At 67.9% G+C, this 12,362-nt stretch carries 14 protein-coding genes; 7 read left to right on the forward strand and 7 right to left on the reverse strand.

The features are described 5' to 3' along the window. Nucleotides 1–13: 13 nt before the first annotated feature. The 4 genes from AC1DW4_RS00995 to AC1DW4_RS01010 all read right to left on the reverse strand — a co-directional run bounded on the left by AC1DW4_RS00995 (nucleotide 14) and on the right by AC1DW4_RS01010 (nucleotide 4,385). Nucleotides 14–208, reverse strand: coding sequence for a hypothetical protein (locus AC1DW4_RS00995; protein ID WP_477015370.1), 195 nt, complete (start codon nucleotides 206–208; stop codon nucleotides 14–16). Further along, nucleotides 205–576 carry a hypothetical protein gene (locus AC1DW4_RS01000; protein WP_477015371.1) on the reverse strand — a complete coding sequence of 124 codons (372 nt, stop codon included), beginning with the start codon at nucleotides 574–576 and terminating at the stop codon, nucleotides 205–207. Before AC1DW4_RS01000 ends, AC1DW4_RS00995 begins: the two co-directional genes overlap by 4 nt. Further along, nucleotides 576–3,362: a DNA methyltransferase gene (locus AC1DW4_RS01005; protein ID WP_477015372.1), complete on the reverse strand. Its 2,787-nt coding sequence runs from the start codon at nucleotides 3,360–3,362 to the stop codon at nucleotides 576–578. The genes AC1DW4_RS01000 and AC1DW4_RS01005 overlap by 1 nt, the downstream gene beginning before the upstream one ends. 120 nt (nucleotides 3,363–3,482) lie before the next feature. Beyond that, complete coding sequence (locus AC1DW4_RS01010) at nucleotides 3,483–4,385, reverse strand: hypothetical protein (RefSeq protein WP_477015373.1); 903 nt, start codon at nucleotides 4,383–4,385, stop codon at nucleotides 3,483–3,485. 96 nt (nucleotides 4,386–4,481) lie between these two features. On the opposite strand from AC1DW4_RS01010, the gene AC1DW4_RS01015 reads away from it, so the two are divergent. Then, complete coding sequence (locus AC1DW4_RS01015) at nucleotides 4,482–4,640, forward strand: hypothetical protein (RefSeq protein WP_477015374.1); 159 nt, start codon at nucleotides 4,482–4,484, stop codon at nucleotides 4,638–4,640. Between the two features lie 4 nt (nucleotides 4,641–4,644). Here the strand turns inward: AC1DW4_RS01015 and AC1DW4_RS01020 are convergent, their stop codons facing one another. Next, nucleotides 4,645–7,320 (reverse strand): M14 family metallopeptidase, encoded by a 2,676-nt coding sequence (locus AC1DW4_RS01020; protein ID WP_477015375.1) that lies wholly within the window; start codon nucleotides 7,318–7,320, stop codon nucleotides 4,645–4,647. Between the two features lie 133 nt (nucleotides 7,321–7,453). On the opposite strand from AC1DW4_RS01020, the gene AC1DW4_RS01025 reads away from it, so the two are divergent. Together AC1DW4_RS01025 and AC1DW4_RS01030 are read left to right on the forward strand one after the other, a co-directional pair. Beyond that, on the forward strand, nucleotides 7,454–8,137 hold the full coding sequence (locus AC1DW4_RS01025) for a hypothetical protein (RefSeq protein ID WP_477015376.1): 684 nt from the start codon (nucleotides 7,454–7,456) through the stop codon (nucleotides 8,135–8,137). Further along, on the forward strand, nucleotides 8,130–8,339 hold the full coding sequence (locus AC1DW4_RS01030; protein WP_477015377.1) for a helix-turn-helix transcriptional regulator: 210 nt from the start codon (nucleotides 8,130–8,132) through the stop codon (nucleotides 8,337–8,339). Before AC1DW4_RS01025 ends, AC1DW4_RS01030 begins: the two co-directional genes overlap by 8 nt. Before the next feature lie 9 nt (nucleotides 8,340–8,348). On the opposite strand, the gene AC1DW4_RS01035 is transcribed toward AC1DW4_RS01030, so the two are convergent. Both AC1DW4_RS01035 and AC1DW4_RS01040 read right to left on the reverse strand, forming a co-directional pair. Then, entirely contained in the window at nucleotides 8,349–8,783 is a 435-nt protein-coding gene (locus tag AC1DW4_RS01035; protein ID WP_477015378.1) for a growth inhibitor PemK, read from the reverse strand. A 3-nt stretch (nucleotides 8,784–8,786) separates the two neighbouring features. Further along, nucleotides 8,787–9,044: a type II toxin-antitoxin system prevent-host-death family antitoxin gene (locus AC1DW4_RS01040; protein ID WP_477015379.1), complete on the reverse strand. Its 258-nt coding sequence runs from the start codon at nucleotides 9,042–9,044 to the stop codon at nucleotides 8,787–8,789. Nucleotides 9,045–9,200: 156 nt separating this feature from the next. Between AC1DW4_RS01040 and AC1DW4_RS01045 the strand changes: the two genes are divergently transcribed. The 4 genes from AC1DW4_RS01045 to AC1DW4_RS01060 all read left to right on the forward strand — a co-directional run bounded on the left by AC1DW4_RS01045 (nucleotide 9,201) and on the right by AC1DW4_RS01060 (nucleotide 12,306). Next, a complete protein-coding gene (locus AC1DW4_RS01045; protein ID WP_477016195.1) occupies nucleotides 9,201–9,500 on the forward strand; it encodes a PadR family transcriptional regulator in 300 nt (99 codons plus the stop codon). Between the two features lie 26 nt (nucleotides 9,501–9,526). Continuing rightward, nucleotides 9,527–10,630, forward strand: a complete 1,104-nt coding sequence (locus AC1DW4_RS01050) for a hypothetical protein (RefSeq protein ID WP_477015380.1) — start codon at nucleotides 9,527–9,529, stop codon at nucleotides 10,628–10,630. Nucleotides 10,631–10,694: 64 nt separating this feature from the next. Then, complete coding sequence (locus AC1DW4_RS01055) at nucleotides 10,695–11,801, forward strand: bifunctional transcriptional activator/DNA repair enzyme AdaA (protein ID WP_477015381.1); 1,107 nt, start codon at nucleotides 10,695–10,697, stop codon at nucleotides 11,799–11,801. After that, the gene (locus tag AC1DW4_RS01060) at nucleotides 11,782–12,306 is read left to right on the forward strand and encodes a methylated-DNA--[protein]-cysteine S-methyltransferase (protein ID WP_477015382.1); all 525 of its coding nucleotides are present in this window, start codon (nucleotides 11,782–11,784) and stop codon (nucleotides 12,304–12,306) included. The genes AC1DW4_RS01055 and AC1DW4_RS01060 overlap by 20 nt, the downstream gene beginning before the upstream one ends. The last annotated feature ends 56 nt before the right edge of the window (nucleotides 12,307–12,362 follow it).

Here is a 12,362-nt window from a genome sequence, read left to right on the forward strand (position 1 = left end):
CCAGTGGTCGGCCTCATCCGACGGCAGGACGGCCAGCAGCTTGGGCACGGTGCGGTCCATGCGGGCGGCCTTCATCGGGGTCCCAGGGCCAGCGGCTGGCGGCGGTCAGGGTGGCCAGGGTCTTGCGCAGGGTGTTCACCGCGATGTCGTGGGGCACGACATAGACGGCGGCCGTAGGCGTGCCGAACAGGTCGGGTTGCGTCATCATCCCTCTTCCTCCGGCAACTTCCAGTTCTTGATGAACCCAGGAAAACGCTCCTCGGCACGCCGAAGATCTTCGCCGTCGGCGGGACGAAGGCGACCATCGGGCTCCTCGATATAGACGCGTCCCTCTGGCTGGCGGAGCGATCGGCCTGCCGTCCGAACACGCTCAATCAGCACGACAGCCGGACTGTCCGCGAGATTTGCTGCGCGCAGCGCTACCAATTCCTGCAAGGCGGCATCATCGGGACGGTGTGCCGCCATGCGGCGCAGCACGCCGAGCATTTCCGTCGGATCGCCTTCGCGTTCGGCCATTTGGTAGTTGACGCTGAGTATCGACCAAACTGGGTCGTGAGGCTTGGAAGCATCAGCCATCAGGCGTCGGCTTTCTTGCGGCGTTTGGCTTTGGCGGGCTTGGCCAGGAGGCCGGCGGTCATCTGTTCATAGAGCATGAACAGGTGTTCGACCCGCTCGCGGTCGCTCTCGAACGGGGCCTTGCGGTAGAGGCGGTCGACGGCGAGGTCGAGGGCGCGGTGCGTCTTTCGCAGGTCGGCGGGCATGACGTCGGGATCGTAGAGATCGGCCAAGGTTGCGCCCGGATGAGCGGCGCGGGCGTCGAGCACCGCCTGGGCGAGGGTGTCGAGGCGCGTCTTGTCGGCGTCGGTGAGGGTGGGCCAGGGAAAGGCGTTGTAGGTCAGGTTTGCTGAATACTGGATGTCGCTTTTGAGTCTGCCACTGACGGCCTTTGCCCAAGCAATGTGAGCGCGAGACGTAAGAACACCGAACTCCCATCGACTGCAGTCAGCGACGAGCCTGATCTTGTCGCTTGGCACGGTCGGCGGCTCCAGCCAGCCAATCGGGAGATATTCCCGCCGTTCCGAGCTCACCTGCGCCAAGGCTAGATAAGGCCGATCTGGCAGAAATGTCGTGTGAAAAGCTGTTGGCGTCGAGGCGATCGCTCTTGTCGGAGCGCTATCGCTTGCCTCACGCAATTCCCGAACAGCTCGTATCCGCTTTGCGACTTCCGGCATGGAGCGAAGCTGACCGAGGTTGGCTCCTGCGAGTACAAGAAGCCATCTTGGGTTTCCGTTGATGAACTCCTGTCCCCCTACGAAAGGTCGCAAGTAGGCAGCAGCCTCTGGTTCGCTCGCTATGAAATCGGCACGTTCATCGGCGGAGAAAATGTAGTGCCCACCGTCGATTGGCTTCGTTCCCGTGATCATTCGAGGCTGCCCCATAAGAGGGGCAGCGGTTTCCCGGACGACCAGATGCCGATCCGCTAGCCTTGAAGCATCGAACAAGTAAGGCGACAGCGCCGTATGCCGGCTCTCATCCGGCTCGCCGTTGATGTCGGCATAGCTGAACAGCCGCTTCTCCCCCGGCTCGTCGTCGCGGCGGGTTAGGCCAATCACGACGACGTGGACGTGAGCCTTGCCGCGCGCGTCGGACCCCCAGTTGAAGGTGCGGTGGGCGAAGGCGATCTCCAGCCCGTAGCGCTGGAACAGCAGCGGCCAGAGCTGGGCGACTTGCTCGCCCTGGGTGATCGAGTTGGTCGAGACGAACCCGATGTGGGCGTGGGACGTGCGGACGTATTCGCCCGCCTTGATGAACCAGGCGGCAACATAGTCGAGGGTTCCGCCGGTCTTGCCCAGAGCCGCGATGCGGCGAACCTGGGCGCGCTGGGCGTCGGACTGAATCTTGGCGCCGATGAACGGCGGGTTCCCCAACACATAGCTGCACCGCTCTGGCTCAAGCACGGTCGCCCAGTCGATCTCCAGCGCGTCGCCGTGGACGATATGCGGGGCGGCCCTCAGCGGGATGCGGGCGAAGACCTGGCCGAAGGCCTGGCTGAGCCGGTTATTCATAATGTGGTCCATCATCCACATGGCCGTCTCGGCGATGCGGGCGGGGAACTCGTCGATCTCGATGCCGTAGAACTGGTCCACGTCCACCTTGGACAGGGCGGCGGCCTCCAGGTCGCGCTGGCCCTCGGGATAGAGGGCGGTGATGACCTCCAGCTCCAGCAGGCGCAGCTCGCGATAGGCGATGATCAGGAAGTTGCCGCAGCCGCAGGCGGGATCGAACAGGTTCAGGGCGGCCAGCCGTTCCTGGAAGGCGCGCAGAGCCGCCTCGCGCCCGCGCTTCAGCCCCAGGATGCGCGACAGCTCGGTGCGCAGGTCGTCCAGGAACAGAGGTTCGATCACCTTAAGGATGTTCTTTTCGGTCGTGTAGTGGGCCCCCTTGGCGCGGCGCTCCTTGGCGTTCATCACCGACTGGAACAGGGCACCGAAGATGGCGGGGCTGATCTTTTCCCAGCTGAAGCCGCAGGCCTCCAGCAACCGGTCGCGCATGGCCGTATTGAAGGCCGGGATGGGTAGGGGTTCGGCGAACAGGTCGCCGTTGATGTAGGGAAAGCGGGCCAAGTCTTCGTCCAGGCTGCTCTGCCGCTTTTCGACCGGCGTGTTCAGGACCTGGAAGAGCTCCGACAGTTTGGAGCCGAGGTCCGAGCCATCCTCGGCCGTGCGGTCCTCGATATAGGTCTGCAGTTGGCCCAGTTCGTCGAAGATGCCGGTGTCGTCGGCGAACAGGCAGAACAGGATGCGGACCAGCAGACGCTCCAGCGGGGCACCGTCGTAACCCGACGCCTTCAGCGCGTCGTGCAGTTTGCCCATGATCTCGGCGGCCAGGATGTTGACCGGGTCCTGATCCTTGAAGACCCGTTTCTCGATGCCGACGATGAAGCCGAACGCCTCCACATGGGCGGGCAGGTCGGCTAGGGCAAAACGCGTCTCCTCGCGCGTGTCGAGGTCGGTCAGGTGGAAGGTCTGGAAGTCGCAGACCAGGATGTAACGCGGAAGCTCGTGGTCCTTCAGACCCGGGAAATAGTCGAGCGCCTGCTGGCGCGCCTTGTCCAGATCGCGGCCGGCGGACTTGTGCTCGACCAGGAGCTTGGACTTCCAGAACAGGTCGATGAAACCCTGTCTGTCGCCCAGCTTCTTGACCGGCTCCTCGAAGGTGGCGACCTTGCGGGCCTTGACGCCGAAGACCTCGAAGAACTCGTTGTAGAAGGTCTGGGTCTGGCCCTTTTCGTAGTGGGCGTCAGCGAACTCGCGCGAGAAGGTCGCGGCGCGCGCGCGGATCTCATTCCAAGTCAGGCGCAATGATCAGGTCCCCGTCGAAGCGGCGACCTTCGCCCGGTTCGCGGGGGGCGTGCAAGGCGGGCAAAGGAAAACCCTCCCCCGGGTGGGGGAGGGTTCGGGTCGTGCGGGCGGGTGGGCGGCCTAGCGGCGCACGCGGGCCTGGACTTCGAGTTCGCCCAAGCGGCGGTCGAGGTAGGCGCGGTCGTCCTGGGACGGCTGGGTGCGGCTGTAGGCGGCCTCGAGGCGGGTGAGGTCGTCGAACTGGACGCGCAGGGTGGACTGCTGCGAGCTGGGCAGGCTGTAGAGGGCGCGCTCGATGGCGGTCAGGCGGTCGCGGGGGCTCTGGTTGTAGCCGCCGCCGTTGTTGTAGCCGGTGTCGCCGACGCGGGCGTCGAGGGCGTCCAGACGGGTCTCGATGTCGGCGCGCTCGCGGGCGGTCAGGCCGTCGCGCTGATAGCCGGCCTCGACCTGGATCAGGGCGACATAGTCGGAACGCAGGCGGGTGGCCTCGGTGCGGGTCAGGCGGCGGGCGGCGACGGCGGCGTCGACGCGCGCCTCGAAGTCGCGGCGGCCATCGGCGACCGACACATAGCCACCGACGTCGTCGCCGTAGCCGCCGTCATCCAGCGCGCGGGTCAGGGCGTCGTAGCGCGTGGTCAGGTCCTGACGCTCCTGCGTCGTGAAGCGGCCGTCGCGGGCATAGGAGGCCTCCAGCTGGACCAGGGCGTCATAGTCGGACCGGATGCGGTCGCCGGAATAGGACTGGATCGCGCCCGAGCGGATCTGGGCGTCCAGGCGGGTGTTGAAGGTGGCCTGCTGACTGGCCAGCGGGCGGCGGCCACGGCTCCATTCCGCATCGACGGTGCCGGTGGTCTGGCCGCCCAGAAGCTGCTGCAGGATCTGGCCGAAGACCTGCTGGCCGGTGGTGGGCTGGCCGTATTGCGACTGGGCCTGACCGTAGGGGGTCTGGGCGGTCGCGACACCGGCGGTGGCGAGCACGAGGGTTCCGGCCGCGAGGGCGGTGAAGGTCTTCAGCGATGTCATGGGGTGTCTCTCCGGGGCTAGCCCTGTCTGGCAGAGAGAACGGTGTCGCGCGGTTAAGGTTGCGTCGGGGAGCACCGGGGCGTGCTAGGGTGGGGGATGACCGACGATGCGAACGAGACCCCGGCCCAGAAGGCGCTGCGGATGAAGCAGGCGAAGCTGGATGCGCGGCCGAAGCCTCCACGGGGCGGGAAGTTCCAGAAGGATCAGGCGGCGGGGGTCAGCCCGGGCGCCAACCGGCCGTGGACGCACAAATAGGCCGCTACCACCGCGGCGAACTGTGCGCGGGGCCGAGGAAGATGGCGTTGATGAGCAGGGGCTTCAGGCCGTCGAGGTAGCCGCGCACGGTCGGGTCCTGGGTGAAGGCGACCAGCTGGCCGCTGCCCAGGCTCTCGCTCATGACGAAGGGCTTGAAGGCCAGCTGGCGGCGGTTCTGGTCCCAGATCTGGCCGGACTGGACCAGGTCGGCGGGGCCGGAGAAACGCACGACGTTGTTGCCCTGGCCGCGCGTCAGGGGCGTGTAGATGTCGCCGCCCTGGACCAGGACGCTGACGGTCGGGGCCAAGCCGACGGACAGCCAGTGCTCGGGATCGACCTGGGCCTGCAGCAGGGCGCCGGCGACACTGTCGGGGCTGCCGCCGCCGGCGAGGACCAGGGCCTGATAGTCGTGGTCGTCGGCGATGACGGTGGCGTCGGCCTCGTCGTCCGAAGCCTCCTCGCCCGCCGCGTCCTGACGGCGCGAGGCCAGCATCTTGGAGTCCTCGGCGGTCAGAAGGCGAGTGGCGCGGCCGAGGGAAATGAGCGTGCCGCCGCGCTGGACCCACTCGCGCAGGGCGGTGACGCCGTCCTCGCCCAGGGTGTCGGCATAGCCGCCGCCCGACGGCAGGATCAGGACCTGGAAGGCCGACAGGGCGTCGCCGGACAGATTGGCGGTGCGGATGGCGGTGACCGGGTAGCCGAACTCGCGCTCGACGATATAGCGGGTCGCTCCGGCGGCCGACGCATCGGTCGGGTCGTCCCAGGCCAGGGCGACGCGGGGCGCACGGACGGCGATCGCGTCGCCCGAGCCGAAGCTGGGGCCGTCGGAGACCCAGCTGTCGGCCACGCCGGTGACGCGGGCCCCGGTGGTGGCGGCCAGGGTGGTCAGGGTCTGGGTCAGGTCCAGGGGGTTGCCGGCGCGCGGGATGACCAGGGTGCCCGACGGCCAGGCGCGGCCGTCCTTGGTGAAGCCGTGCTCCATGGAGCGGAGCGCGATGCCACTCTGGACGGCGGCGGCCATCAGCTTGAGGCCCGCCGAGCCCGGCTCGACCAGATAGCCGAAGGCGGATGAGGCATCGGCGACGGCGACCGGGCGGACCAGGTCGCGACCGGCCGGGGTGGTGGCGACCGACGGCGCGCTGGCGCAGCGGGCCGAGGGTACGTTGAACATCAGCGGCAGGGACCAGGCGGTGACGTCGTAGATCTGGTCGCCCAGGCCGCGCGCGCGACGGCGTTCCTGTTCGGCCAGGAAGTCGGCGGGGACGGGGACGTCCTTCGACAGCAGCACCTCGGCCATGCGGCGGCGCGGCTGGCTGAGGTTCACGACGTAGGCTCCGGCGGCATAGGATTGTCCGCAGGCGGTGAAGTCGACGGACGCGCGACCGACCTCCAGCCCGGACCGGGTCAGCAGGCCTGCGAGGCGATCGACCTCGCCCGGATCGGACGGATTGGCCGAAAGGATGAAGGCCCCGCGCCCGCCCTCGACCCCGTCGCGACCGAAGGCGTAGGCGTTGTTCAGCAGACGGTCGTGGTTGGCGCTGGTCGCCTCGATCGTCGACAGGGTGGCGATCAGGTGGTGCCGGACGGTCTCGCGATAGGTCAGGATCTCGCCGGAAGATCGACGGGCGGCCAGACCGCGCGCGGAGCCCTGTTCGTAGGTCATGGAGACCACGCCCAGATAGGCGGGCCAGCCATCGCCGTAGCCGGGGTAGAAGGCGTCGTAGACCTGGCGGTTGAAGTAGTCGACGCCGGCCGCGTCGAAGCGGCGGGCGGTGTTGCGGCCGATGACCTCGCGGCTTTCCAGCGTGGCCGGGAAGATCAGCGGGTTCAGGGGCTGGGCCTCTGGCGGGAAGAAGAAGCTCTCGTCGGTGCCCATCTCGTGGCTGTCGACCATGACCTGGGGCCGCCAGTCGAGGACGAGGGCGGCATGCCCTTGCGTCTCCGGCTGGGTCTGGATGAACCAGTCGCGGTTCAGGTCGAACAGGTCGTGATTGTAGCGGCCGCCGGGCCAGGGCTGGTCCCGCTCGACCGACAGGGCGTCCGGATTGGGGCTGGTGCCGAGGCCCGCATAGTAGCTGTTCAGGAAGCGGTCGCGACCGTCCGGGTTCTGGGTCGGGACGAAGACCGCGACGGTGTTGGCCAGCCAGGCCTGGACCGCCGGATCGCGACTGGCCAGCAGGTGGTGGGCGGCGGCCATGGCGGCGTCGGCGGGGCTGATCTCGTCGCCATGGACGGAATAGGCCATCCAGACCACGGCGGGCTGGTCGGCGATGATGGCCTGGGCCTGGGCGGGCGAGGTGATGCGCGGGTCGGACAGGGCGCGGGCGTTGGCCTTGATCTGGTCCAGGCGGGCGATGTTGCGGGGCGATCCGACGGCGGCCCACCAGAGGGGGCGACCCTCGTGCGTACGGCCATAATCGCCGATGACCATCCGGTCGGGGGACTGGGCGGCCAGCGCCTCGAAATAGCGACGGACGTCGGACGGGCGGGTGATCCAGTCGCCGCTGTCGTAGCCGAGGACGGTCTGCACCGTCGGCACGGAAGGATCGTAGGAACTGCCGGCGATCAGTGGCGTGCGGGCAACCGCGCCCGGGGCCTGCGCCGCGACGGGCGCAGCGATCGAAGCGAGCAGGGCCAAGCCGAGCGCGAGGCCTGTGGAACCGCCAAGGCGGCGCAGCATGGATGGCATGGATCAGTCCCCAGTGAAGCGCTCGCACCCTAGACGTGCGGCGTGAAAAGAAAACCGGGCCTTGACGCCATGTAACCCATAGGTGATATGTAACCCCAAGGTGACAAAGATGCAGGAGGGGTCGATGACCCGGATTATGGCTCGAAACACGACGTCCTCGACCTGGGCGGGTCGCAAGTGGCTGATCGTCCTGGGGGTCGGAGTGGCGGCGGCGACCGCCGGATTCACGGGGGGCTGGGGTAGGGACGGCGACGTCGCGACGAGCTTCGGCGTCGTGGCGGGCATCGGGGTGGCCTTCATCGTCGTGGCCGTGGCGATGATGGTGATCAACCGAGGCGCCAAGGCGATCGGCGACGACCCCGGCGGGTCGGTCAAGCGCGAGCGCCTGCAGACCCAGCGGTCGCGCCAGCTCTGGATCTTCCCGATCCTGACGGCGCTGTTCCTGGTGCAGGCCATCCCCGCCGTCGGCAACATCATCGATCGGACGGCGGACCTGGCCGACTATCTGCAGCTGCTCTTGCCGGTGCTCTATGCCTGGCTGGCCACGGCGATCGCGATGGGCTGGGACGGCCAGTCGCGAAAGGAGCGCAAGTTCCTGGAGGATGAGCTGACGCATGTGCTGCGGGCGCGGGCCATGGCCTGGGCCTTCGTGGCGATGATGGCCGGGGTGACGGTCTCGCTGGGGCTGGGCCTGTGGCGGCCGGAAGTGGGCATCGTCTCCCTGCCGCTGGTGCTGTCGGCGGCGGGGGCGACGGCGGCGATCCGCTTCGCCTGGCTGGACCGCGAGGCGGGTCGCGACGATGGGTGATCCCCGTCTGGGGTCGCGGCTGAAGGAAATCCGGACCGAAGCGGGTCTGACCCAGGCGGAGCTGGCCGAGCGGGCGGGGGTGTCGCGCAAGACGATCAACACGGTCGAGAACGGCGTCTTCGTGCCCTCGACCCTGCTGGCGCTCTCACTGGCGAAGGCACTGGGCACGACGGTTGAGGGCCTATTCTATCTTGTCGAGTGAGCCGTTCCGTCAGTCGTTGCGATTCGTCTGGGCAATCCGCCCGGACGTGGCGAGGTCCAAAACCCGATCCCGGAGGCGTCGATAGAGGGCATCAGGCAGCAGGCCGTAAGCGTACTCGCCTGAGCCGCGTCGGATCGGACGCAGATCGACGCCGGGCCAGACGAAGCGGTTCAGGTCGGCTGCCACGATCCACGAACGATCGCTATCCAGTCCAAGACGAGCCTTGGTGGCAGCCGAAATTTCGATGGCACTGTCGGCGTGAAGCGGCGGCGAATGGGTGACGGGCGCGACGGTGACGACGGTCTGGCCTTCGCGATCATCGACCGAAAGCACGATCACGCACGGGCGGTCCTTGCGACCTTCCTGTCGGCCACGCAACGCTTCGTCGCGCCAGAGGTATGCATAGCTGACAACGAGGCCGGGAAAGGGCCGTGGAAGCGCCAATCCCTAATCCAGCTCGGCGTCGAAGGCGCGCGCATCGGCTGGAGCTTCCGAGGCTGCCAGGGCCGCGAGGGATGCATCGTCCAATTCCCATGGATAGAGCGGCTGGCGGTCGTTGGCCTTGAGCCTGCGGTACTCGGCGGCGGACAGCAGGACCAGCCGTTCGCGACCGTGGCTGGTGATCGACACAGGCTCCGTCAGGGCTTTGTCGCTGATGCGACCATAGGCCTTCAAGAAGTCGCCGGATGAAATTGTGAAGGCCATGAGAGTCAATTGACGATTTTCTCGAGTTTTTCAAGTTAAGTCTGCGCGGCCTGCAGCTTGACTCCCTCACACAGTATGCGGCATACACTGTGCGTCACACACTATGTGACGTAAGGGGCTAGCCGTGTGACCATCGACGCCGATCTGTTTGAATCGATGCGGCTGGAGCTGCGGCGCGGATCGCTGGTGCTGGCGGTGCTGGCCTGTCTGCGGACCGAGCGGTACGGCTACACGCTGCGTCAGGCCCTGGCGGCCGACGGGCTGGAGATGGAGGAATCGACCCTCTATCCGCTGCTGCGTCGGCTGGAGAGCCACGGCCTGCTTAACAGCGAATGGCGCGAGGAAGAGAAGCGGAAAAAGCGCTTCTATGTGCTGTCGCCCCTGGGCGTGCAGCTGCTGGCCCGGCTGGGCGACGAGTGGCGGGCGATCAACGCCTCGCTCGACAAGATTCTCTGACATTTCGGATTTTTGAGGGGCACGTCATGACGGGCAAGACCGAAGACATGATCGATCGCTATCTGGAGGCCGTCGCCGCCCAGCTGCCGGTCGAGGAGCGCGACGATATCATCGCCGAGCTGAAGGATCTGATCCTGAGCCGCGTCGAGGCGCGCGAGGAGGAGCAGGGCCGGGCGCTGACCGACGACGAGCGCGAGGCGATCCTGAGGGAGATCGGCCATCCTCTGGTGGTGGCGGCGCGCTATCGCAAAGGCCCCGACAGCCTGATCGGGCCCGAGCTGTTTCCCTATTGGCTGTTTGGGGCGAAGGCGGGCTTGCTGGTGCTTGGGACAGTGTTCTGCATGACGTTGGCGATCAGGCTGCTCAGCGGATCGGCGAACTTCGGCCAGGATATCGCTCAAGCCTTTCACGGGTTCCTTGGAGCAGGCATCCAGTTGATCGGCGCGCTGACGATCGCCGGGGCGGTGATGGAACACTATGCGGTGCGGCCCAAGTGGCTGACCGACTGGCGGGTCAAGGATCTGGCGGCGTTCGGCATGGCCGACGTGTCGAAGTGGGGAACGGCGCTGAATGCGGCCCGGCCCGCACGCACGGTCGGCGTGCGCACGCCGCCTTACGCCGAGCCGCTGGGTTCGGCGGTGTTCCTGCTGGTCTTCGCCTTCTGGTGGATGGGGGCGCTGCATTTCCCGGGACTGGCCACCTTCTCGCTCGACGGCGTGGACGACGTGAGCGTCACGGCCGGGCCGATCTGGACGACCCTGTTCACGCCCATCCTGGTCTATGCCTTCTGCCAGATGGGGGCCGAGCTGTTCCGCGCCTTTTCGCCCGATAGTCGACGGCTGCAGGCGGTGTTCGGCATCGTCCTGGCGGGTGCCGGGCTGTGGCTGACCTGGACGATCCTGATGGCCGGGCACTGGTTCACCCTGACCGAAGGCGTCGAGCAGGCGCGGGTCGCGGGCGGGCTGGCCATGCTGGACCCGGAGCGTCTGAACGTCCTGAGCGATGGGCCGAGAACCCTGGAGCGCGTGGCCTATGTCGCCTCCGTCATCGGCAGCTGGATCATCGCCATCTCGGGGATCAGCCTGATCTACAAGGCTCTGGCCAACATGGTGCGGCTGGCGCGGGGCTAGGACGGCTCACGGCGATGTCCGAAAACCGCGAGACATCGGCGGCGACCGGGGGCATCTTCGCGGCATGGAAACGCAGCCCGGCATGCTGGATCAGGAGGCCTGCTACCGCGCGGCCCTGACGCGGGACGCGCGGTTCGACGGGCGCTTCTTTGGATGCGTGAAGACGACGGGGATCTACTGCCGGCCGGTCTGTCCGGCGCGGACGCCGAAGCGAGAGAACATGATGTTCGTCGTGACGGCGGCGGCGGCCGAGGAGGCGGGCTTTCGGGCCTGTCTGCGCTGTCGGCCCGAGACGGCCCCCGACATGGGGGCGTGGCGCGGCACGTCGAATACCGTCAGCCGGGCCCTGAGCCTGATCGAACAGGGCGCGCTGGACGGGGGCGACGTGGATGCCCTGGCCGGGCGGCTGGGCGTGGGCGAGCGGCAGCTGAGGCGTCTGTTCCGCCAGCACCTGGGCGCAGCGCCGGTCAGCGTGGCCCAGACGCGGCGCGTGCTGCTGGCCAAGGCCCTGATCCAGGAGAGCGACCTGTCGATGGCGCAGGTGGCGCTGGCCTCTGGCTTTGGCTCGGTGCGACGGTTCAACGAGACGTTTCACGCGCTCTATGGTCGGGCTCCGTCGGCGCTGCGGCGCGGCAAGGACCGTGTGTCGGATGGGGGCGTGAAGCTGAGCCTGAGCTATCGCCCGCCCTATGACTGGGAGGCGATGCTGGCGGCGCTGGTCGCGCGCGGCGATCGGGTCGAGGGCCGGGTCTGGTCGCGCGATCTGGAGCCCGCGATCGACGGAGCGACGGGGGTCGTGACGGCGGTGCCGGGTCAGGCCGGGCGGCTGGAGGTGCGCGTCGAGGCTTCGGACCTGAAGGCGCTTCCGGGCGTGCTGGCGCGGGTGCGGCGGGTGTTCGACCTGTCGGCGGACCCGGAGGCGATCGGGCGTGACCTGTCGGCCGATCCGGTGCTGCGGCCGCCTGTCGGGGCACGGCCGGGGCTGCGATTGCCCGGTGACTGGGTGGATGCGGGCGAGGATGCGCCCTCGGATCGATTGGATGATGCGACGCTCGCGGGGCGGGCGGAGCGGTGGCGGCCCTGGCGGGCCTATGGGGCGCTGTATCTGGCATCGGCCGGGATCACGGGCGCGGACCTGATGGAGATCGACGATGAACAGCGCGCAGCCTGAAACCCTGACCCTGGACCGGATCGCGACGCCAGTGGGCGAGGTGCTGCTGGTGACCGACGCGGACGGCGCGGTGCGGGCGCTGGACTTCGTGGACTTTGAGCCGCGCATGATGCGGCTGCTGGGTCGCCATGCGCCGGGGGCGACGCTGGAAACCGGGCGGGCACCCGAGAGGGTTCGCGAGGCGGTCGAGGCCTATTTCGCGGGCAATGCGACAGCCCTGGACGGGCTGACCGTGAAGACGGCGGGGACAGCGTTTCAGACGGCGGTGTGGGCGGCGCTGCGAGCCATTCCGGCGGGGCAGACGCGTAGCTATGGCCAGTTGGCGGCGGCGGTCGGCTCACCCAGGGCGGTCCGGGCAGCGGGGCTGGCGAACGGTCAGAATCCTATCGCGGTCATCGTGCCCTGCCATCGGGTGATCGGCGCCAACGGGACGCTGACGGGCTATGCGGGCGGGCTGGAGCGCAAGCGGTGGCTGCTGGCGCACGAGGGAGTCGCGGTGGGGTAAATCCTCCCCCGTCGGGGGAGGGGGACCACGAAGTGGTGGAGGGGGTTGGACCCTGA

This window comes from Brevundimonas sp. P2_A6, from assembly GCF_056404975.1.

Bases quoted from the DNA above. Each gene is read 5' to 3' on its own strand.
- AC1DW4_RS00995 (WP_477015370.1), bottom strand. From the start codon at position 208: ATGATGACGCAACCCGACCTGTTCGGCACGCCTACGGCCGCCGTCTAT.
- AC1DW4_RS01000 (WP_477015371.1), bottom strand. From the start codon at position 576: ATGGCTGATGCTTCCAAGCCTCACGACCCAGTTTGGTCGATACTCAGC.
- AC1DW4_RS01010 (WP_477015373.1), bottom strand. From the start codon at position 4,385: ATGACATCGCTGAAGACCTTCACCGCCCTCGCGGCCGGAACCCTCGTG.
- AC1DW4_RS01015 (WP_477015374.1), top strand. From the start codon at position 4,482: ATGACCGACGATGCGAACGAGACCCCGGCCCAGAAGGCGCTGCGGATG.
- AC1DW4_RS01020 (WP_477015375.1), bottom strand. From the start codon at position 7,320: ATGCTGCGCCGCCTTGGCGGTTCCACAGGCCTCGCGCTCGGCTTGGCC.
- AC1DW4_RS01025 (WP_477015376.1), top strand. From the start codon at position 7,454: ATGACCCGGATTATGGCTCGAAACACGACGTCCTCGACCTGGGCGGGT.
- AC1DW4_RS01030 (WP_477015377.1), top strand. From the start codon at position 8,130: ATGGGTGATCCCCGTCTGGGGTCGCGGCTGAAGGAAATCCGGACCGAA.
- AC1DW4_RS01040 (WP_477015379.1), bottom strand. From the start codon at position 9,044: ATGGCCTTCACAATTTCATCCGGCGACTTCTTGAAGGCCTATGGTCGC.
- AC1DW4_RS01045 (WP_477016195.1), top strand. From the start codon at position 9,201: ATGCGGCTGGAGCTGCGGCGCGGATCGCTGGTGCTGGCGGTGCTGGCC.
- AC1DW4_RS01050 (WP_477015380.1), top strand. From the start codon at position 9,527: ATGACGGGCAAGACCGAAGACATGATCGATCGCTATCTGGAGGCCGTC.
- AC1DW4_RS01055 (WP_477015381.1), top strand. From the start codon at position 10,695: ATGGAAACGCAGCCCGGCATGCTGGATCAGGAGGCCTGCTACCGCGCG.
- AC1DW4_RS01060 (WP_477015382.1), top strand. From the start codon at position 11,782: ATGAACAGCGCGCAGCCTGAAACCCTGACCCTGGACCGGATCGCGACG.